The organism is Paenibacillus sp. FSL R7-0333 (assembly GCF_038000365.1).
GTDB lineage: Bacteria > Bacillota > Bacilli > Paenibacillales > Paenibacillaceae > Paenibacillus_AQ > Paenibacillus_AQ silagei.
Map to the genome: position 1 here is coordinate 7,095,550 of NZ_JBBOBZ010000001.1, position 19,907 is coordinate 7,115,456.

Genomic DNA, 19,907 nt, shown 5'->3' on the forward strand with positions numbered 1-19,907 from the left:
TACAATATTTCCCCTTATCAAGTCGGTTGTTTTGCTTCATAATAAGCTGGACGCTCTGTCTATTTTAGCATAAAATTCCTATATTGAAATGATACCCGAGACAAGTTGGTGATTGTATTGAACCGTTCTTTATTCACACTAGTTCTGATCTTTGCAGCTCTATCGGTGATCCATGTGCTGTATCTTGTAGTCAGCAAATTACAAAAGGACAAAGATTATACCGGAATAGGCTTCCGTATCCGAACCTGGTGGGGCATGCTGTTCATCTTCTGCCTGGCTACCCTGTCCAATTCTGTCGTGTCCCTGCTGTCCCTGATGGTTCTGAGCTTCTTCGCCCTCAAGGAATACTTCTCCATGATCCGCACCCGAAAAGCTGACCGCAGGCTGTTCCTCTGGGCTTATCTGTCCATTCCGCTGCAATTCTACTGGATCTACATCGAATGGTACGGGATGTTCATTATCTTCATTCCAGTCTATGTGTTCCTGCTGCTGCCGATTCCCCGGCTGATTAACAAGGGGACGCTCGGCTTCCTGCGCGGTGTCAGCGCGGTGCAGTGGGGACTGATGCTGATGGTCTTCGGGCTTAGCCATCTGGCCTATTTCCAGTTCGCCACGCCGGAATACGGCGCAGGGCTGGTTCTATTCCTGGTGGTGCTGACCCAGCTCAATGATGCCGTGCATTATCTGGCCTCGCTCTACATCGGCAAGCACCGGATCGTCCCGACCGCAAATCCCCATCTGACCTGGGAGGGCTTCGTCTGCGCGTTCGCGGTGACAACAGCCGTCTCTTACCTGATCTATTCTCATCTTACACCGCTGAATCCGGCCTTTGGCTATCTCTCCGGTATGCTGATCAGTCTCAGCGGCTTCTTCGGCAGCCTGACAGTCTCCGTCCTGAAGCGGGATCTGCTGATCGGGGACGATGACAAATTCGCTGCCCTTAAGCAAAGCTATCTGAGCCGCGTAGACAGTCTTGCCTACACCGCACCGGTATTCTTCCATGTCATCCGCTACTATTTCGACTTCATGTAGCCGATGATTACAATCGTTCTTGTACCAAAACAGAGACTATCCGCTAATGGATAGTCTCTGCTCTGTTGTTCCGCTTAATTCGTGCTTGTACCTGCACTGTCTGGAGCTGTAGTGCCTGCATCGGCCGGCTTCGTGGTGCCCGCGTCCGCAGGCGGCGTTCCTCCTGTTCCGCCCGGTTCGCCTCCGGCTCTGTTGCCTCGGCCGCCGCCGAAGCCTCCGCCTCCCGGCCCGCCCATCCCGCTTCCGCCTGTGGTTACACCCGATGCATTCACCCAGGTCACCGTACTGGTGATGTCAAAAGCAACGAATTTGCTGCCCCCGCTGTACGTCCCGCCGGTATACAATCCATCTGTTGCTGTTCCGGTAGAGCTGCCGCCGGTATAGACGGTATAAGAGCCGTCCGTAAGCTCTGGAGCGCTGACCACTACGGTCTGGAAGCTCTTCGCCGGAGCAAAGGTCAGAATGGCATTACCATCAGCGTCTTCCAGGTGAACCATCGTTCCGGCCTGTTGAGTAGCTGCGAACTCTACACTTACCGAATACTGGCCGGAGTCCTCGCCCGGAGCCTGTACCATGCCGGAAGCGCCTGCGGCTACCAGGAATCCGCCTGTGATGTTGAAGGCCCCGTCATAATCCAAGGCTCCGTTGCCGGAGTTCTCGGAGCCATTCACAATGACGGTGCCTCCGGTCATAGTTACCGAGCCGTTGGAGTCCAGGCCGTCGCCTGCGGCATCTACGGTCAAGCTGCCGCCGCTGATGGTCAGCAGGTTGCTGCCGTTGCTGCTGAACGAATCCTGAGCCTGCGTTCCTGCTGCCGTATTAGTATCGTTGCCTCCGGCCACATTGACGCCATCGTCTGTAGCTGTCACATGGATTTCACCGCCGGATATGGTGATGTCCGCCCCTTCTATCCCTTCATAGCTCCGCGTAATATTGACGGTGCCGCCCGATATCGAGACCAGAGCATCAGCGTGAATCCCGTCATCCCCTGTAGCGATCTGGAATTCCCCATCCGTTACAGAGAGGCTGCTGTTGCTGTGCAGCGCATCATCTGCGGCATCCACCGTGAAGCTTCCGCCGTTCACCGTCAGGTCGCCGCCTGCCTTCATCCCTTTGGCGCTGACGGATTCTGTCTCCGCCGCTGCTGTGGTGTCCGTCTGTGCTGCTGCAGTGGTGCCACTCTCCGCTGCTTGGGGCTGGTCAGCCGCCGGCGCAGCATCCATCGCAGGCGGCGTACCCCCTTCTTCCCCGGGAGCAGCGAAGGCTCCACCCTCCGGACGCTGGCCGAAGCCGCCGCCCATTCCCGGCCCTCCCTGGTCGCCGGTCTTCACTTCGGCATTCGCATAGCCGCCGCCAGTCACCAGTGTATACGTCCCGCCGTCGATGACAGCAGCGGTCTCCGCTTGAAGCCCGTCATTACCGGCCGTAATGTCGAAGGTTCCGGCGGCAATAGCGATGAAGCCCTTGGCGGCATCCTTGTCATTCGTTGATTTGATGCCGTCGCCTTCTGCATGAATTGTAATACTACCGTCCTGTATAGCTACCAGATCCTTACCGACAATACCGTCATCTGCTGCCTGCACTTCGATGGTGCCGGACATGATTTTCAGATCATCCTTGCCGGTGATGCCGTCGTTATAGTTGCCGGTTACCGTCAGCTTGCCGGTGCCGTTAATCGTCAGGTCTGCTTTGCTGAAGACCGCCGCGCTTGGCTCATCCTCAGCCCCGTCTCCGAATACATAGGCGGCTCCATCCGTCACACTGTTATCCGTCCCTTCCTGCAAGGTGATGACCACTTTGCCGGCTTCCTTGATGTAGACCGGAGCATTATCGCTGTCCGTCAGATGAGCGCCATTCAGCACCAGCCTTACGGTCCCTTTGGCCTGCTCATCTACGATAATCTGGCCGTCACTCAGTGTGCCGCTAAGCACATAAGTGCCTGCTTCCGTAATGGTTACTGTGCCTTCTTGCGCTGTGGCGCCTGCACCGTCTACCACAGCAGCAATGCCAGCCAGAGTTATAGCGGTCGAATCAGCTGCCGTCCAGGCGGTTACAGCATCCTCTTCCTCCCAAGTCACAAGATCCGCCGCCTTCACACTTGCCAGCTGCACAGCGGCAGAAGAACTGCTCTGCACAGCCGCAACTGATGTACCCGCGTTGTTACTTGTATCTGATGGCGTAGCAGCTTTTGCACTGCATGCCGACATGACTGCGGCGCATAGCAGCACCAGTCCTATTTTGCTAGCTGTTAATCTGTTCTTCATCAGTCATCATTCCCTTCCTGTAGCGGATTAGTATTCATTCATGACAGGTGCCATGGTTAGTGAGAGATCGAGGTTTCCGTTACGTGTGCGGATGGCGTCCAGCAGCTCCTTCTGGCTCGTCTGCTCATCAATCGTTACTGCGTAGACCAGCTCATACAGGCTGCCCAGCTCCGTGGTTCTGATCTTCTTCAGCTCGTAGGCGACATTGAAGGTATTGAAGACCTCCGCGAAGGCCTCCTCATAGCCCAGATTCTCAGGGATCGTTACCTTCAGTGTCTTATGCATCGTCTTCTTAAGTCCAAAGCCTGTACGGTTAAGCAGGACCATCAGAACGCAGAGGATAAGGGTGAAAAAGACCGCGTAACCAAAGGCCCCTACCCCGCAGGCCAGCCCGGAGGCCATAGTGAACAGAACGAAAGTGATATCCTTCGGATCGCCGGGGGCGCTTCGGAACCGGATGATCGAGAAGGCGCCCGCCAGGCTGAAGGCCCGGGCCACATTGCTGCCGATAAGCAGGATGATGATCGCTACAATCACCGGCAGCAGAACCATGGTCAATGTGAAGCTCTGTGAGTATCCGGCAGGGCTCGTCTTCATGTAGGTGAAGCTGATCAGCCCGCCGAGGATAATGGCGATGATGATGGTTAACGCAGCATTCATAAATGTTAGTTCCGAAGTAGACTCAGCTACGGAAAATATCGAATCAAGCATAGCGGACACGCTCTCTTTCTGATTGGCTGTTTCGCAGCATCTTTTTATATTCGTTGCCGTATTTGGAGAAGCTGGTGCGGTACATCTGATGCTCCGACAGCATCCTGGCCAGCCAGACCGGAATGGTCTTCTCCGCCTTCACTTCCATCAGCCATTGTCCCGGCTCCAGCAGCTCCTCGCCATACACGCCATGCTCCATCTTCAGATCATACCGGCGGCAGCGGATATTGGTATCGAAGGTGATGCGGAGATCGCGGTTATTTTTACAGAACATGGCTTTGCGGTCATAGGACAGATACAGCTTCGGCTGCAGCTCATAGCGTGTGAGCAAGTACTTGATCTCTTCGATCACCTGCCTGTTCATATAGCTCTCGAATTCAGGCTCTCTGCCGCTCTCGATGAACGCATAGGCTTCATTCAGCTTCAGCGGGGTTCTTCTTTTGTTAACCAGGCCCAGCACCTTCTTCTTGATCTCCAGATAGACTCTGGTGTCGCCTTCAGGAACGCCGTAGGCTCTGATGCGGAGCTTCTCCTTATACTTCGGCTTCGCCAGGCTGCTGCGGATCAGGGAATTCTGCGGGGTGTCATAATACAGATTGGTGATGGAATAATATTCGTGCTGCTTGTTGTATGCATCAGGCTCCATATATTCCAGCAGTTCGCGATAGAGCTTCAGATAGGATTCATGGTCGAACAGATACTTGTTCTCGTAACGGTTGAAGACCTCAATAGCCATGGGGATCAGTTCCTTTCAGGGGGGTAATGGGTGCGCTTGCTTATGAATGTATCTTAGCCCCCGAACCTTTAATGAATCTTAAATGGATTAAGGTTGATTAAAGGTACCCTTGATATAATGTCACCAGCAGCAAGTACATTACTTAGGAAGAGGATGAGCCATCCCATGAGAATATTAATTGTAGAAGACGAGGTCCATCTGGCGGAGGCCTTAACCCAAATCCTCAAAAAACACAATTATTCGGTAGACGCGGTGCATGACGGCAGAGCCGGTCTCGATTATGCACAGAGCGGGATCTATGACCTGCTGCTGCTGGATATTATGATGCCGGAGCTGGATGGAATCAGCGTGCTGAAGGCCCTTCGCAAGGACGGAATCTCCACACCGGTCATTATGCTTACCGCAAAAGGAGAGATCACCGATATGGTGACCGGACTCGATCATGGTGCAGACGATTATATCGCCAAGCCGTTCGCTTCGGAGGAGCTGCTGGCCCGTATCCGGGCTGCGCTGAGGCGTAAGGGCGAGGTGATTCCTGACGATGCCCTGAAGTTCGGGGATCTGGAGCTGAATACGGCCAACCCGAAGCTGACGGTGAAGGGCCGGGAGATGAAGCTGAATCTCAAGGAGACGGAGCTGCTGGAGCTGCTGATCCTAAGGAAGCAGGCGGTCACCTCGAAGGAGCAGATCATTGAGAAGCTGTGGGGGTTCGATTCTGATGCGGAGCATAACAACGTGGAGGTCTATATTTCTTTTTTGCGTAAAAAGCTGGCCTTCCTGAACTCGGAGGTGCGCATCAGCACGATTAGGGGCGTAGGGTACGTGCTGGAGGGGAGTGCCTGATGTTCAATAAACTCCGAACCCGGTTCCTGATTGTCAATCTGGTCACCATCTCCATCATCATGCTGGTGGCCTTCGCCGCCATCTACATCTTCACGTACCGCAATGTGCAGGGAGACATCTATATGGCGCTCCACCGGATTGCGGACATGCAGCAGCGGGGTCCGGGAGATGGACAAAGTCCGCCTGGGGCAGGAGGCGGCGGGGGCAGAGGGACAATGCCCATGGATCAGGGGCCGATCGACCCTTACCAGCCGGAGCGCTCCGTCTCCTTCACGGTGCAGACCGATGCCAGCGGCACGATGACCGGCAAAGAATCGAAGTTCACGATGGACGATGACCTCTATAGCGCCGCGTTGAAGGAGGCTCTTAGCCTGGGCAGGGACACCGGCCGGTTCACGATGGACGGCAGCCGCTGGATCTTCATGGTCAAGCCTGCAAGCAGCGGGAAGCAGTTTGTCTTCATGGACATCACGGCCCAGCAGCAGATCCTGACAAACCTGATCTATACCTTCGCGGCTGTCGGCCTGCTGACGCTGGTCATCCTCTACTTCACCAGCCGCTACTTTGCGGGGCGCTCGATTGCGCCGGTGCGGGAGGCTTTTGACAAGCAGAAGCAGTTCATTGCCGACGCCTCCCATGAGCTGAAGACGCCGCTGACGATTATTAACACCAACGCGGATGTACTGCTGGCGAACAGTGAGGATACGATCCGCAATCAGGCAAAATGGCTGCAGTATATCAAGTCCGAAACGGAGCGGATGACCCGGCTGGTAGGCGATTTGCTGTACCTGACGGAGATGGATGACGCCCGGACCAGGAAGCTCCACAGCAGGTTCAACATGAGCGAAGCGGTAGAGAATATTATTCTGACCATGGAGGCCGTTCTCTTCGAGAAGAATATCTCCTTCGACTATGACATCCAGCCGGAGCTTACCGTGCCGGGCAACAGCGAGCAGATTAAGCAGGTGGTGATGATTCTGCTGGATAACGCAGTGAAATATACGAATCCTAAAGGCGCTGTCCATATCTCCCTCCATAAGCAGAACAGCGATGTCCTCCTCTCCGTCTCGAATACAGGGGAAGGCATCGCTGCGGAGCATCTGGCGCGGATTTTTGACCGCTTTTACCGTACGGATACCTCCAGAGCACGCAAGCAGGGCGGCTACGGGCTGGGTCTGGCTATCGCTAGGTCCATTGTGGACCAGCATCAAGGAAGGATTTACGTAAAAAGTGTGGTTGGAGCGTCCACGACGTTCTATGTACAACTGCCCAGAATGGCGTAAAGTCTATAATTCCATAAACCAGCCACTTCCTTACGGGAAGCGTGCTGATTTATGGACTATCCTTAAAGGTAGGGGTTCCTTGTTAACCCCGCTGCCGGCATTGTGCACTCTTCTGCCTCCGCCCCGCTGGTGCGGGCCGGGTCTTCAACGGCACTGTCGTCTGTCTTCAGCAATACAATCATGAATTCGCCGATCCCGGGAACGTAGATCCGGGATACAGAATTCTCCTGGTCCATGCCCGACAGCTGTATCATGATATCTTCGGCTGATGTTATTTCCATCCTATGAGTCACCTCGCTCGTTAAGATAATGGCCTCAATTGGCATGATACTGGATTCCTGTTCCTGGCCTCCTACGGATTGACGCCCACGGAGAACGGACGCGCGCCGACCGGTATGACACTAATTACAGCCTGGGTGACCCCATCAATGACCGATACCGTATTATCATCCTGATTGGTAATATAGATGCGGTTCGTCAATGGATTAGCGCCCGCGCCGTTGGGATTATTTCCGACCGGGATGGTAGTAATCACCGTATTCGTTAATCCGCCAATCACCGATACATTGTCGCTATCCCGGTTGGGCACATAGATCGCATTGGTAGATACGTTCACTCCGAGTTCAGCTGGAGTCGTGCCCACAGGTACGTTAGTAATCACCGTATTGGTGGCTCCATCAATGACGGAAACGGTGTTGCTGGTGAAGTTCGAGACATAAATCCGGTTCGTCAAGGGATCAACGCCCACCCGGAACGGGTTAACCTGAACAGGAATCTGGGTAACCACCGTATTCGTAGCCCCGTCAATGACGGTAACAATATCCGAGTTGAATTCTGAAACATAAATGGTATTGGTTAAGGAATTCACGCCGATTCCCGTCGGAAAAGGCGAACCACCGGCAGGAATGATGGTCGTCACCACAGTGTTGGTCAATCCGTCAATAACAGTCACCGTATTATCATTGAAATTAGCCACATAGATGGCATTGGTAGCGGTATTCACCGCAACTGCGCCCGAACCATCCCCGGCAGGAATAGTGGCCAGCACTGTATTGGTTAACCCGTCGATAACGGATACGTTGTCACTGTTCAAGTTAGCGACATAAATGCGGTTGGTTAACGGGTTCACGGCAATTCCAGAAGGATTCACCCCTACAGGGATGACTGCGGTCACTGCACCTGTAGCACCGTTGATCACAGAAACATCATTGCTATTGAAATTGGCAACATAGATACGGTTGACGGAGCCTGTGACTCCCCCCTCTTCAGCACCCAGCAGCTCAGCTGAGACAAGACGGTGGACGGTAACCAGCCGCCCGGCTGAATCCTTGCCCCACACAGAGACTTCCGTCTGCAATTCAGCAAGACCCTCCGTTGTAAAGACAAACTCATAGGCATTCAGATTGGCAAAGTAATTCCTTGTGATCACCTCGTCCGGGGAAACCGTAATAAGCTCGCTTACGTACAACGTTCTGGTGAGGGTCAAGTTGTACCCTTGGATCAGAATCGCAGACGGATTCACCGCATTTCGGTTATCAATCTTGACCGTCACCTGTACCGTAGGCCTTACACCGTTCACTGCATTATTCTCAATAGGCCCTGTTGATAGAATAGCCATTCCAGCCAAGCCTCCCTAGATAAGAGATTTGCAAACTACCAGTCTCTCATAATATATGTAAGAACTGTAGCGCCGCTTGGACTATACTATAGCTAGATTCAAATTATGGCTCGGCTCCCCATTCATGTGAGAAAGGTGTGATCCTATTGCATGCTACAGGACCAAATCCCAATGACATCCATCCGAATCCACAGATCAAGCAAGTCCGTTTCATCAAAAATACGCTGACCCGCTCCAACATCATCACCGGAGACTTCTCCTACTATGATGATCCTGACGAGTCGGTATCCTTCGAGAGCCGTGTTACCCATCACTATGAGTTCATCGGGGACAAGCTGATGATCGGCAAGTTCTGCGCCATCGCCCGCGGCACCGAATTCATTATGAACGGTGCCAACCACCGGATGGGCTCGGTGACCACCTATCCCTTCAACATTATGGGCGGCGGCTGGGAGCAGGCAACGCCTGAGCTGGCGGACCTGCCCTACAAAGGCGATACTATCATCGGAAACGATGTCTGGATCGGCCAGAATGCCACCATTATGCCGGGCGTGACGATTGGTGACGGCGCGATCATCGCAGCCAATGCTACGGTCACCAAGGATGTTCCCGCATACCATATTGCCGGGGGCAATCCTGCCCGGATTCTGCGGCAGCGCTTCGATGACGAGCTCATCGCCCTGCTGCTGGAGCTGAAGTGGTGGGACTGGAGTCCAGAGAAGATCACAGCCCATCTGGAGGCGCTGTGCAGCAGTGATCTGGAGCAGATCCGGGCTCTGGCAGGCCGAAGCTGAACTTGAATAAGGGGGTGCCCGTCAGCCATGCGATAGCTGGCTGGGGCACCCCCTTCAATGTTGTAGCTTTAATTGATTTCCAGATAATCAAGATAAGCATCCCAAGTCCCGTCATCGGCGGTAACCACCAGCTCAATCACCTGATTGCCGGTTCCATGGCTGACATTGCTGATCGTATAGACCGCAGGACTGCTTCCACCGTAGTAGAAGGTCCCCTTCGTCACCCCGCCGATCTTGAGGTCCACCCTGGCCATATTGGCGTTATTGGAGGCCCCGCGCAGGGAGAAATTATGGGTGCCGCTGGTGAAATTCTGGGTGTACTTCACGGAATCATTATTCGCGTACAAGGCAACTCCGGAGAAGGGCGAGCTGATGTTAGCAGTGTATTGACCGGCCTTGGTCATGCTCTCCGCCTCTACCTTCGTTGCAGCGGGGCCAGGACCATTGCCGCCATCAGGCGCAACCGCCCTGCCGGTGGACGGCGAGATCATGCCTGAACACAGGCCGCGATTCTTGAGGTTCTGCGCAATCTGCGGAACCGCCTGGAGCGTGGGCTGATACTGGTCATGCATCAGGATGACATCCCCATTCTTCATCGTGCCCACAGCGGCCACGATCTGGGCGGTTCCCGCTCCGTTCCAGTCTTGGGAGTCCACGTTCCAGAGTACTTCGGTAAGGCCGTTCTGGGCCTGGATTGACTTCAAGGTGGCGTTGGTCGCCCCATACGGCGGACGGAACAGCTTCGGAGCGGTGCCGGTAATAGACTGCAGCGTCTGCTGCGTCTGCGTAATCTGAGACGTGACCTGGGAAGCACCCAACTGTGTCAGATTAGGATGCGACCAGGAGTGGTTGCCGATCCACATTCCTGCGTTCTTCTGGGCCAGTACAAGCGAAGGATTGTTCTGCGCATTCTGCCCAATATTGAAGAACGTGGCGCGCAGGCCATTCTGCTGCAGAGCATTCAACAGATTCGTCGTGTTGCTTGGATTCGGCCCGTCATCATACGTTAGAGCTACATAACCGGCCGAGCAATCAGCGGCGAACACCTTCTCCCCGCCCAACGCCAGCGACCCCATAAATAAAGACACGACAAGCGACCCGACAGCTGCCCATTGTATAGCTTTGCTTTTAAACATTCTTCTAATCTCCTCTCGAATGAAATAGTTTCCTGACTGTAACCGTTAAGCAGTAAATCTTAAGGATGAAGCCGCTAAGACTATAACTGTATGTATACGCTCCGTTGTTATCAATCGCTTACATTAGTAATTATAGCAATTATTACCTTTTTAAGCTAGATGTTATTGTTGGAATTTGTGATAAACAATAGTGGGAATATTTTATAAAATCAGCACTTCTATCGGAAGTTGATTTCCACAGCCACAACGCAAGCCCCATGCGAAGGCGGTGAGCCGTACATAACTAAAAGGACAAGCATGGAGCACACCGCTCCAGCTTGTCCTTTTTTTACTTCAGCCTTATTTGGCGCTGATGGTGCCGACAATCGACATATGGCCAATCCGTTTCAAGGGGCCCCGTACGGCCAATACGGCAGAGAACAGAACAAGGGCCAGAATTAAGATCAATTCCATGTGCGGGATACGCCATGGCTCGCCCCAGCGAAAGGTAACCAGTTTGGCGTACAACAGCTTGTTCAGGATTAGTCCTGCTATGCCGCCGCATAGGCTTCCGGTGAGGATATAGGTTAAGGCCTCAGTCACAATCATCTTGGCAAGCTGCCGGTTGCTTAAGCCGATGGCGCGAAATGCACCGTATTGCTTCATACGGGAGGAGACGCTCATGGCCAGACTGTTCATGATATTAAATATGGTGATCAAAGCGATCAACGCCATAAAACCATAGATAAATAATCCAAAGGAATAATAAGAGCCGACTACGCTGCGATTGCCCAAGCGTTTATCCGAGAAGGTGAGCGTTGAATCAAGGGAGCGATGAATTTCCTCCACGGCCGCATCCGTTGCCTGTTTAGTTAACTGCAAGTCGACAACGGTGTAATTCGTCTGGCCGGTTAACTGACGGAAAGTGTCTTCCGAACAGATCAAGGTTCCTACCCCAGGGTCACTGGTAAAAGGACTGGAGGAGAGGGTGCCGATGATGGTTAAATCCGCCGCCTGTTTCCCCATCTGCAAGGTAATCGTATCGCCCACGCTGGCGGTAGTCTGCAGGTCATAAACCAGCAGTCCCGTGTAAGCCTCTTGCTGTAACCTGTCGACCGAACCTGCCAATTCATACTTTTGTGCCCATTTCATTTGATGCTTTTCATAGGAAATCAGGTTGACCTTCTTCGCCTGTCCGTTTACGGTGACGGGTACGTTGAAAGCTAACATTCGTCCGTAGGCTCGTTTTACAGCCGGGTTAAGCTCCATTTCTTTTACCAGCTTACTGTCTATGGATAAGGTGCGATCCGGGCTTGCGATTGATAGATCAGGCGACCAGGGTTTAAGCGGCCTAATAGCATGGTTCATAAAATCAATCGTGACCGAGAAGGCCAGGAAAAGAATAATACTGAGCGAAAAGGAGCTGACCATCAAAACAAAGTTTTTGCGGCTTGACCGTGCGTGATGGAGGCCAAGGGCAACATCGATTCGGAAAAAGCTTGTATTGGCGGCCTTGCGCACCGGTTTAGCCGCATTGGCATTTCCCGAAACGGCGGTCAGAGGGGAAACCTTGGATGCTCTTCTGGCCGGGGAACGGGCAGCAAGAAGGACCGTCATCAAGCCTACGCCGATACCGGCGCAGAGGCTGGGCAGGCTGATCGCCAAGGCCGGCAGTCCTATAAAGTAATCCGGGCTGAGGTAGCGAAGCGCCGCGCATAAGATCCAAATTACCACCATGCCGATGAAGCAGCCTAGCGGTATGGCAAATTTGCACCAACCGAGCGCTTCCTTGCGTACAAAACGCATCACCTGCTTTGGCGTTGCCCCGATACACCGCATCAAGCCATAAAATTCGGTGCGTTGGGCGACATTGCTGTTCAGGCTGCTGGCAATCATCAGAATCGAAGCCAGTAGAACCAGTACAAACAGGACAGCGGCGGAGGAATAAATTTGCACCATGAAATCGTTTCCGCTTTTCCCCAATAACCCGAGCAGTTGGGTGTTCTCCGATACCTGTTCATCCGCTAGACCGAATTGAAGCTTCAAGTCCTTGATGATTGTCTGGATAGGGGCATGATCGGATAACTGTACATAAAAAAGACTGTTCGCATTAACCCGTTTGTCGTTTGCCGTTGGGGGATAGATCGAACGAAATTCCTTGGTTGTCAAGGAAACAGCATAGGAATCCTCCTGCATGTTCTTGGAGGAATTCTGGAGAAAGCCGGAAATGGTATACCCAAGGGTTGTTCCATCAGGCGTATCGATCGAGATCGTATCTCCAATGCGTAACCCGAGCATCGTTTTGGCGTTTCCCGTTATCATAGCCTCATGATCTGTCTTAGGAAAGGCTCCTTCTTGAATAAGGCCAGTTTGCATGGTGGTCATCCAGTCCGGGTCGCTGCCCATAATGACCACATTCTTACCGGATACCGTATAGCCCTGATCCCCCCGATAGTTGAGGACGCCGTACCAGGATGAGACTTTAATTTCAGGGCGTAGAGCGATCAATTTGGCGTCCTCATCGCTCAGGTACCGGATAGCGACATGCCAGTTTCCACTCTCCATGCGCGCCTGCATGATCTGGCTGCGGATAAACATATCGGCCATACCGAAAATAACCGTAACCAGAAACACGGCCAACACAATGCAGAATACCGACATGCGATTTTGCCGTTTATGTACTTTGGCTGAGAGGGGGACCAGATCAAGATAACTTCTCATTCTCGTTGCCTCCCCAATCCGTCAAGACACCATCCGACACATGCAGTACCCGGTCTACGGATACGGTCAGAGCATGGTTATGGGTAATCATGAGAATGGTCTGCTGGTAGTGGCGTGACGCCTTAACCAGTAAATCGATGACATCCTGACTGTTTTTGCTATCCAAATTCCCTGTCGGTTCATCGGCAAGGATCAATTTGGGCCTTGTGATCAGCGCTCGTCCCAGGGCAACCCGCTGCTGCTGTCCGCCGGATAACTGGCTGGGCAAGTGATGCCGGCGATCCGTTAGCCCGAGCACTTCCATAATCTCGTTCACGGCCGCTTGCTCCGGCTTGCGGTAATCGAGCAGAATCGGAAAGAGGATGTTCTGCTCAACCGTCAATTCCGATACCAGTTGGAACGACTGAAAGACAAAACCAATGTTGCGGCGGCGGAAGATGGTGCGCTGTTCTTCTTTCATCGAGAACAGATCGTTCCCGTCCATAAGGATGGTGCCGGAGGAAGGGGTATCCAGGGCACCGATGCAATGCAGCAACGTGCTTTTACCGGAACCGGACTCCCCGACGATAGCGGCAAATTCCCCCTGCTCCAAAGAAAAGGAAACATCCTTCAGGGCATCCACCTGATTGTCTCCTTTTCCGTACGTTTTGGACAAATGGCTTACTCTTAAAATTTCCATTGTGCAAGTCCCTCCCTTAGGGATAAGAATAGCAGGTCCACCTTACAATCAGGTGAATACCAGCTTACATTTCCGTAAGAAAGGACAGCGTAAACGCTGTGCCCTCATGCAAGGTGCTTTGGACAGACACGATGCCGCCTTGCCCCTCAATGATGGACTTGGTCAGGGACAGCCCCAGGCCAACACCCTGGGTATCCAATGAATGTTGGCTGCGGTAAAACCGTTTGAAAATATGATGGACATCCTCCGGGGCAATTCCCACACCATTATCGGCGATACAGATGCGGAGCATGGCCGGGGTTCGCTTCCAGGAGATATCGACCGTTCCCCCGGACTCCGTATAATCCAATGTATTTTTGACAATATTGCCAATGGCCTCGCTGGTCCACTGCCTGTCACAGAGGATGGCTTCCTCCGGCAATGCCGCGATTCTAATTTCTTTGCCTTCGTTGGCCGCCCGCGTTGTCAGTTCATGGATCGCTTGTTCGATCAATGCGGATACCGGGCATCGTTCCTTCTCGAAGACGACGTTTCCCGCATCCAGACGGGTGATTTTTAACAGGGACGCGATGAGATGATCCATCCGTTTTAGCGCCAAACCGGTCTTGTTGGTATATTCAGTCACCGTGTCGCGATTGTCCGGTTCATCGGCAATGATATCGTGGTACAGAGTTAGCGCGGCAAGTGGAGTTTTTAGTTGATGGGAGATATCGGAAAGGGTATGCTTCAAAAAGACTTTGGCTTTGTGCTCCGCATCATTCTTGGATTGCAGGTTGGTCGCGAGTTGATCGACAGAGGCAAAAAGCCGATAGAGGGCGCCCTCGCTCATCTGTGGCAGACGGCACGAGAAATCGCCTTCGGTGTAGCGGGTAATCACCTTGGTTGCTTGCTGATAGAGCCCATCTCTTCGCAATAAGAACAGAAGGACTCCCCCACAAATAAACAGTGACAGAATCGTTGCAGTAAGCAACACCGCATACCTGGAGCCCCGCTGGTACTCGTCCACCCTGGGAAGAAAGCGGATAGCGGTTTGTTCGGATAGGCCAATGGCCGCGAGCAAGGCGGTTCCCTCCGGGCTGCTTGTCTTGCGGGTTAGGGCTTGGGCGATTACCTCCGGGGCAACCCCTTGCTCCAAAAGTGAGGTTGCCATGGCCTGATCATGCGACAGAAATAAATGCTGCACGCTCTTTACCCTGATCGCATCCAAGCCCATGCCTGACAAGAAAATCAGCAGGCTCGAAAAAAGCAAAAAGACACCCAGATGCCTAACCTGTTTATCGCTGAAGAGCTTCATACCGTTGCCTCATTCCATTGATAGCCGAACCCCCGAACGGTGATGAGATGCTGCGGGCGTGAAGGGTTCAACTCGATTTTCTCACGAAGCCGCCGGACATACACCGACAGCGTATTGTCATCCACAAAGTCGCCCGAGTTGTCCCACAACTCATTCAGAATGGCGCTGCGTGTTAGGACGCGATTGGCATTACGCACCAGTAAACAGATCAGCCGATATTCGGCGCCGGTTAAATCCAGTGCTACTCCACGCAACGAAACCCGGCTGGCCATGAGGTCAATGGAGATGTCGCCGCATTCCAGTATAGCAGGCTGGCTTTGGCCGGTACGACGCAGCAAAGCATGGATGCGCGAGCACAATTCACCTAGCCTAAACGGCTTGATCACATAATCATCGCCGCCGCTGTCCAGACCGCGGATCACGTTCACTTCTTCATCGGAAGCGGTCAAGAAGAGAATCGGAATGGGGTTTCCTTGCCGCCGTATCTTCTCACAAACCTCAAAGCCCGTCCCATCCGGCAAGGTGACATCCAGGATCAGCAGATCATAGCTATCCATCCGGGGCAACCTGCCCATCGCCTCTTTCACCGTGCGGACAATCTCCATATCAAACCCCTTGCGGGTTAACGAATAGTTCAATCCGTCTACCAAACTGATATCGTCCTCCAGAAGCAAAATTCGATTTCCCATCGTCCGTACTCCTTAATGTTCAGATAAGGGCATCCCGGTGAAAACAATCATCCATTGAATATAGGGTAATGCATTTTGGATGATTATTATAGAGTGGCTTTTGAAATAATTATGCCCAGGGTTTATATCATTCGTGAAGATCGATAAGAGATGCCGTATGAAACTGGGACTTTATGAGCAACTGATGAATACGGGAATCGGAATGATTTAAGTGCTGTTTATCCAATTACTGTTGTAACAGCATCGGTGCATATAGAGTGACTCCAGCGGCAGCCCTTCCTAGTTTATTCAAAAATTTTCCATAATTTAGACCCGTCCGGGATGAATAGGTTTTCATTTTACCCGTATGATATAAAGTTCGACTTTATCAAGAACCATATACGAGGAGGAAGATGAATGACCTTTGGTTTCAGGACACTGGGGACAATGCTTTTGGCTTTAACACTGCTTGCAGGTACAGCCGCTATTGCCGGACAGCCGGTGAAGGCTGAGGGGGCAGCGAAGCTTTTTTATCACACCTCGGGCAGCCGGATTGTAGACTCGCAGGGGAACCCGGCCGTGTTCAACGGACTCAACTGGTTTGGCTTCGAGACGCCGAACTATTCCCCGCACGGATTATGGTCGCGTTCCATGGATGATGTGCTCGATCAGGTCCGCGCAGAAGGGTACAACTTGATTCGCCTGCCGTTCAGCAGTCAAATGTTCGATCCGGCTTCCCAGGCCAACAGCATTGATTATGCCAAAAACCCGGACCTGGCCGGTCTGACTCCCATCGAAATTATGGATACCTTAATTGAAAAAGCCGGCCAGCGCGGCATTCAAATCTTCCTGGACCGGCACCGTCCCGATTCCGGCGGGCAGTCGACGCTCTGGTATACCCCTGCATATCCTGAATCCCGCTGGATCAGTGACTGGGTGATGCTGGCTAACAGATATGCGAATAATCCTACGGTAATCGGTGCCGACCTGCATAATGAGCCTCATGGCCCGGCAAGCTGGGGGACCGGTGATCTCAGCACAGACTGGCGGCTCGCGGCCCAGCGGGCTGGGAATGCCATCCTTGCGGTGAATCCGCACTGGCTGATCATCGTCGAAGGGATCGAGCAGAATGTGCAGGGTAACACCAGCAAGTACTGGTGGGGCGGCAACCTTACCGGGGTGCGGAATTATCCGGTAACGCTTACGGTACCGAATCAAGTAGTGTATTCTCCGCATGATTACGGTCCCGGGGTGGCGGAGCAGCCGTGGTTCAGCGATCCTGCTTTTCCGGCAAACCTACCTGCCATATGGGATCAGACCTGGGGCTATATCAGCAAAGAGAACATTGCCCCTCTAATCATGGGTGAATTCGGAGGCCGCAGCGTGGACACCCTCTCGGTTGAAGGGAAATGGCAAAATAAATTAGTTGATTACATCGGCACTAATGATCTCTACTGGACCTACTGGACACTGAACCCCAACAGCGGGGATACCGGCGGCCTGCTGCAGGATGACTGGGCAACCTGGAACCGGCCGAAGCAGCTCATGCTGAACCGGATCATGAAGACGGTCACCTTCCCTCCTATTGAGGAGCCCGGCGGCCCCGGGACAGGACCTGTAACCGCCACTCCGCTCTACCGCAGTGATGAGACCGGCAACAACGTGGGCTCCATCCGGGCCAGTCTCCAGCTGAAGAGCACTTCCACCGTCCCCGTCCCGCTAAGCCAATTCACAATCCGTTACTGGTTCACCCAGGACGGCAGCTCCGCGCATACCATGGAGATTGACTACGCCGTCGTAGGCAAAAATAATATCCAGACCACCATCGTCCCGCTCGCGGTCCCGGTCCCGAACGCGGATGCCTACGCTGAAATCTCCTTCAAGGACGGGGCGGGCAGTCTGGCGGCTTCCGGCTCGACCGGAGATATCCAGTTCCGTATTCACAAGGATAACTATGCGAATTACAGCCAGGCCAACGATTACTCCTTCCGGCCGCTGCTGACCAGCTACACCGCCAATGACCGGATCACAGTCTACCATAACGGAACGCTCATTTACGGGGTAGAGCCGTAACCAAGCGGAAACGGCTACGAGGCTGTCCCAAAAGCAGGTTTTCTACGGAGGAAGGCAGTTCTCTTCATTCTTAAAACCAAAAAAGTGAGCAGAGCAGCGATTCTCCCATTTGGAGGATCGCTGCTCTGCGTGTTTGGTCATTGGGGGCTCATGGGAAATCCGCCCGTGATCAGCGGCATTACCCGCTCAGCCAGTTCGGAGGAAGACTCTGATCTTCCCTCCAGATTCCAGCGGTAGGTTACGCCATATAAGGACCAGCTTAGCAGCGTGGCGGCAGTTGCAAGCGGCTTCGAATCTGTAGCCGCAGCTGATCCGGAGATCAGCTGCAGGATAAGTTTCTCGAGATGCAGCTTAATATTCTCCTCAAGCAAGAGAGCTACAGAATCATATCTTTTGAAACAGCGGTGACTGGTTTCATGATAATTACATAATGCTACTATCAGCTCTTCAAGCGTCTTCTCGGTCAACGGTCCTTTGGCATCGACTTTATGGAGGACCATATTCGTAAAGGCATCTAACAAAAAGGCTTCGAACAGCGCATATTTATCCTGGAAATGGGCATAAAAGGTGGTCCTGTTAATCGTAGCTGCTTTGGTAATGTCGCCGACGGTTATCGAGTTGAAGTCCATGATATTCAATTGCCGGACGAAGGCATCCAGAATTAATTGACGGGTCCGAATCACCCGCGGGTCGTTCGGATTGGGGGGAAGTATGCCAGCCATCCAAGGAGCACCTCTTTCAGAAGAGATTATAATCCTCTTATTATAAACATGTGCTCTGTACACAACAAATAGGATCTGCCAATACGACAGTTTTTCCGGCTTCTAGCTTAAGCAACAACTTGCGCAGTTTGTTGGTTGAAGGGTGGACTGGAGCTTGTTACTATTGCATTCATACCCCGCTTTAAGAATAATCATTCAACCTACAGGAGGCGTTAACCATGGCTAAACAACAGGAGCAAATCCACTCACTGGAGACCTTATTTGAACCGTACACGGTTCAACAATTAACTATACCTAACCGTATTGTAATGTCACCGATGGCGCGGGCCTTTTCACCGGAGGGAGTACCGGGTGAGGATATGGCAGCGTATTACCGCCGCCGTGCTGAGAATGGGGTGGGGTTAATCATCACCGTTGGTATGATTGACCATCCGGCAGCAAGCAGTGATCCGGGACTGGCTAATCTCTTTGGTGAAGCCGCTCTGAACGGCTGGCGTGAAGTCGTCAGAGCGGTTCATGAGGCCGGCGGTATCATTTTTCCGCAGTTGTCACATATGGGAATGATTCGGCCCATGGGTTCCCAGCCTTACCCGGATTCACCATCGATCGGGCCATCAGGACTCGACATGCAGGGGAACAAGATAAGCGGGCCGATGACAGAAGAAGAAATTGCGGGGGTCATTCAAGCCTATGCCGATGCGGCAGTGAATGCACAGCAAGCTGGCTTCGACGGAATAGAGCTCTCCGGCGGCCACGGCTTGTTGATTGACCAGTTCTTCTGGGAAAGAACCAATCAGCGGACGGACCGCTATGGCGGCGATTTCCTGAAGCGTACCCGGTTTGCAGCCGAAGTTGTCCAGGCCGTCCGCGCTGCAGTCGGACCGGATTATCCGATTTCCATCCGGTTGTCCCAGTGGAAGATGACGGATTACACGGCGAAGCTGGTGGATACACCGGAGCAGCTGGAGCAATTCCTGGATGTGCTGGTACAGGCAGGGGTGGATATCTTCCATATCTCGACCCGCCGGTTCTGGGACCCGGAATTCGCGGGCTCGGAGCTGGGTCTCGCCGGATGGGTGAAGAAGCTTACCGGGAAGACAACGATTGCCGTTGGTTCCGTAGGCATGGATAATGATCCCGCTGAAGGCGGGGAAGCAGATCATCAAGGGATAGAGGAGCTGCTGAAGCGGCTGGACCACCAGGAGTTCGATCTGGTAGCGGTTGGACGCGCACTTCTGGGTGATCCGGCATGGGCGAAGAAAATCCGTGAGGGCAGGCTGGAAGAGATTCAAGCTTTTACTCCAGAGGCGGCGGCCCAATTGTATTGAATCATAGATAATCTCCAAGAACCGCT

Annotated in this window: 17 protein-coding genes; 6 read left to right on the forward strand and 11 right to left on the reverse strand. The window is 53.1% G+C overall.

Annotated features, from left to right (window positions below):
- The first annotated feature begins 117 nt into the window (after positions 1–117).
- Positions 118–1,032, forward strand: coding sequence for a phosphatidate cytidylyltransferase (locus MKY86_RS30420; protein WP_036722812.1), 915 nt, complete (start codon positions 118–120; stop codon positions 1,030–1,032).
- Between the two features lie 74 nt (positions 1,033–1,106).
- Here MKY86_RS30420 and MKY86_RS30425 read toward each other — a convergent pair whose 3' ends face one another.
- The 3 genes from MKY86_RS30425 to MKY86_RS30435 are packed head-to-tail and all read right to left on the reverse strand — an operon-like array spanning position 1,107 to position 4,743.
- On the reverse strand, positions 1,107–3,296 hold the full coding sequence (locus tag MKY86_RS30425; RefSeq protein WP_076081351.1) for a carbohydrate-binding domain-containing protein: 2,190 nt from the start codon (positions 3,294–3,296) through the stop codon (positions 1,107–1,109).
- 27 nt (positions 3,297–3,323) lie between these two features.
- Complete coding sequence (locus MKY86_RS30430) at positions 3,324–4,007, reverse strand: DUF4956 domain-containing protein (protein ID WP_076081349.1); 684 nt, start codon at positions 4,005–4,007, stop codon at positions 3,324–3,326.
- Positions 4,000–4,743 carry a polyphosphate polymerase domain-containing protein gene (locus tag MKY86_RS30435; protein ID WP_076081347.1) on the reverse strand — a complete coding sequence of 248 codons (744 nt, stop codon included), beginning with the start codon at positions 4,741–4,743 and terminating at the stop codon, positions 4,000–4,002. Before MKY86_RS30435 ends, MKY86_RS30430 begins: the two co-directional genes overlap by 8 nt.
- Positions 4,744–4,908: 165 nt before the next feature.
- Between MKY86_RS30435 and MKY86_RS30440 the strand changes: the two genes are divergently transcribed.
- Positions 4,909–5,586 carry a response regulator transcription factor gene (locus MKY86_RS30440; protein WP_076081345.1) on the forward strand — a complete coding sequence of 226 codons (678 nt, stop codon included), beginning with the start codon at positions 4,909–4,911 and terminating at the stop codon, positions 5,584–5,586.
- Positions 5,586–6,869 carry a sensor histidine kinase gene (locus tag MKY86_RS30445; RefSeq protein ID WP_076081343.1) on the forward strand — a complete coding sequence of 428 codons (1,284 nt, stop codon included), beginning with the start codon at positions 5,586–5,588 and terminating at the stop codon, positions 6,867–6,869. Before MKY86_RS30440 ends, MKY86_RS30445 begins: the two co-directional genes overlap by 1 nt.
- Positions 6,870–6,931: 62 nt before the next feature.
- Here MKY86_RS30445 and MKY86_RS30450 read toward each other — a convergent pair whose 3' ends face one another.
- Both MKY86_RS30450 and MKY86_RS30455 read right to left on the reverse strand, forming a co-directional pair.
- Entirely contained in the window at positions 6,932–7,150 is a 219-nt protein-coding gene (locus MKY86_RS30450; RefSeq protein WP_143803799.1) for a hypothetical protein, read from the reverse strand.
- A 71-nt stretch (positions 7,151–7,221) separates the two neighbouring features.
- Positions 7,222–8,487: a hypothetical protein gene (locus MKY86_RS30455; protein ID WP_076081339.1), complete on the reverse strand. Its 1,266-nt coding sequence runs from the start codon at positions 8,485–8,487 to the stop codon at positions 7,222–7,224.
- A 146-nt stretch (positions 8,488–8,633) separates the two neighbouring features.
- On the opposite strand from MKY86_RS30455, the gene MKY86_RS30460 reads away from it, so the two are divergent.
- The gene (locus tag MKY86_RS30460; RefSeq protein WP_076081337.1) at positions 8,634–9,281 is read left to right on the forward strand and encodes a Vat family streptogramin A O-acetyltransferase; all 648 of its coding nucleotides are present in this window, start codon (positions 8,634–8,636) and stop codon (positions 9,279–9,281) included.
- 68 nt (positions 9,282–9,349) lie between these two features.
- Here the strand turns inward: MKY86_RS30460 and MKY86_RS30465 are convergent, their stop codons facing one another.
- From MKY86_RS30465 to MKY86_RS30485, 5 genes are all read right to left on the reverse strand, one after another.
- Entirely contained in the window at positions 9,350–10,417 is a 1,068-nt protein-coding gene (locus tag MKY86_RS30465) for a polysaccharide deacetylase family protein (RefSeq protein ID WP_076081335.1), read from the reverse strand.
- 339 nt (positions 10,418–10,756) lie between these two features.
- Entirely contained in the window at positions 10,757–13,117 is a 2,361-nt protein-coding gene (locus MKY86_RS30470) for an ABC transporter permease (protein WP_076081333.1), read from the reverse strand.
- Positions 13,101–13,796, reverse strand: coding sequence for an ABC transporter ATP-binding protein (locus MKY86_RS30475; protein WP_076081331.1), 696 nt, complete (start codon positions 13,794–13,796; stop codon positions 13,101–13,103). Before MKY86_RS30475 ends, MKY86_RS30470 begins: the two co-directional genes overlap by 17 nt.
- Before the next feature lie 64 nt (positions 13,797–13,860).
- A complete protein-coding gene (locus MKY86_RS30480; protein WP_076081329.1) occupies positions 13,861–15,090 on the reverse strand; it encodes a sensor histidine kinase in 1,230 nt (409 codons plus the stop codon).
- The gene (locus MKY86_RS30485) at positions 15,087–15,779 is read right to left on the reverse strand and encodes a response regulator transcription factor (protein ID WP_076081326.1); all 693 of its coding nucleotides are present in this window, start codon (positions 15,777–15,779) and stop codon (positions 15,087–15,089) included. Before MKY86_RS30485 ends, MKY86_RS30480 begins: the two co-directional genes overlap by 4 nt.
- Positions 15,780–16,175: 396 nt before the next feature.
- Here MKY86_RS30485 and MKY86_RS30490 point away from each other — a divergent pair, with 396 nt between their 5' ends.
- A complete protein-coding gene (locus MKY86_RS30490) occupies positions 16,176–17,831 on the forward strand; it encodes a cellulase family glycosylhydrolase (RefSeq protein WP_083685435.1) in 1,656 nt (551 codons plus the stop codon).
- Positions 17,832–17,968: 137 nt separating this feature from the next.
- Here MKY86_RS30490 and MKY86_RS30495 read toward each other — a convergent pair whose 3' ends face one another.
- On the reverse strand, positions 17,969–18,553 hold the full coding sequence (locus MKY86_RS30495) for a TetR/AcrR family transcriptional regulator (RefSeq protein WP_076081323.1): 585 nt from the start codon (positions 18,551–18,553) through the stop codon (positions 17,969–17,971).
- A gap of 218 nt (positions 18,554–18,771) precedes the next feature.
- Between MKY86_RS30495 and MKY86_RS30500 the strand changes: the two genes are divergently transcribed.
- Positions 18,772–19,881 carry an NADH:flavin oxidoreductase gene (locus MKY86_RS30500; protein ID WP_076081321.1) on the forward strand — a complete coding sequence of 370 codons (1,110 nt, stop codon included), beginning with the start codon at positions 18,772–18,774 and terminating at the stop codon, positions 19,879–19,881.
- Positions 19,882–19,907 lie beyond the last annotated feature (26 nt).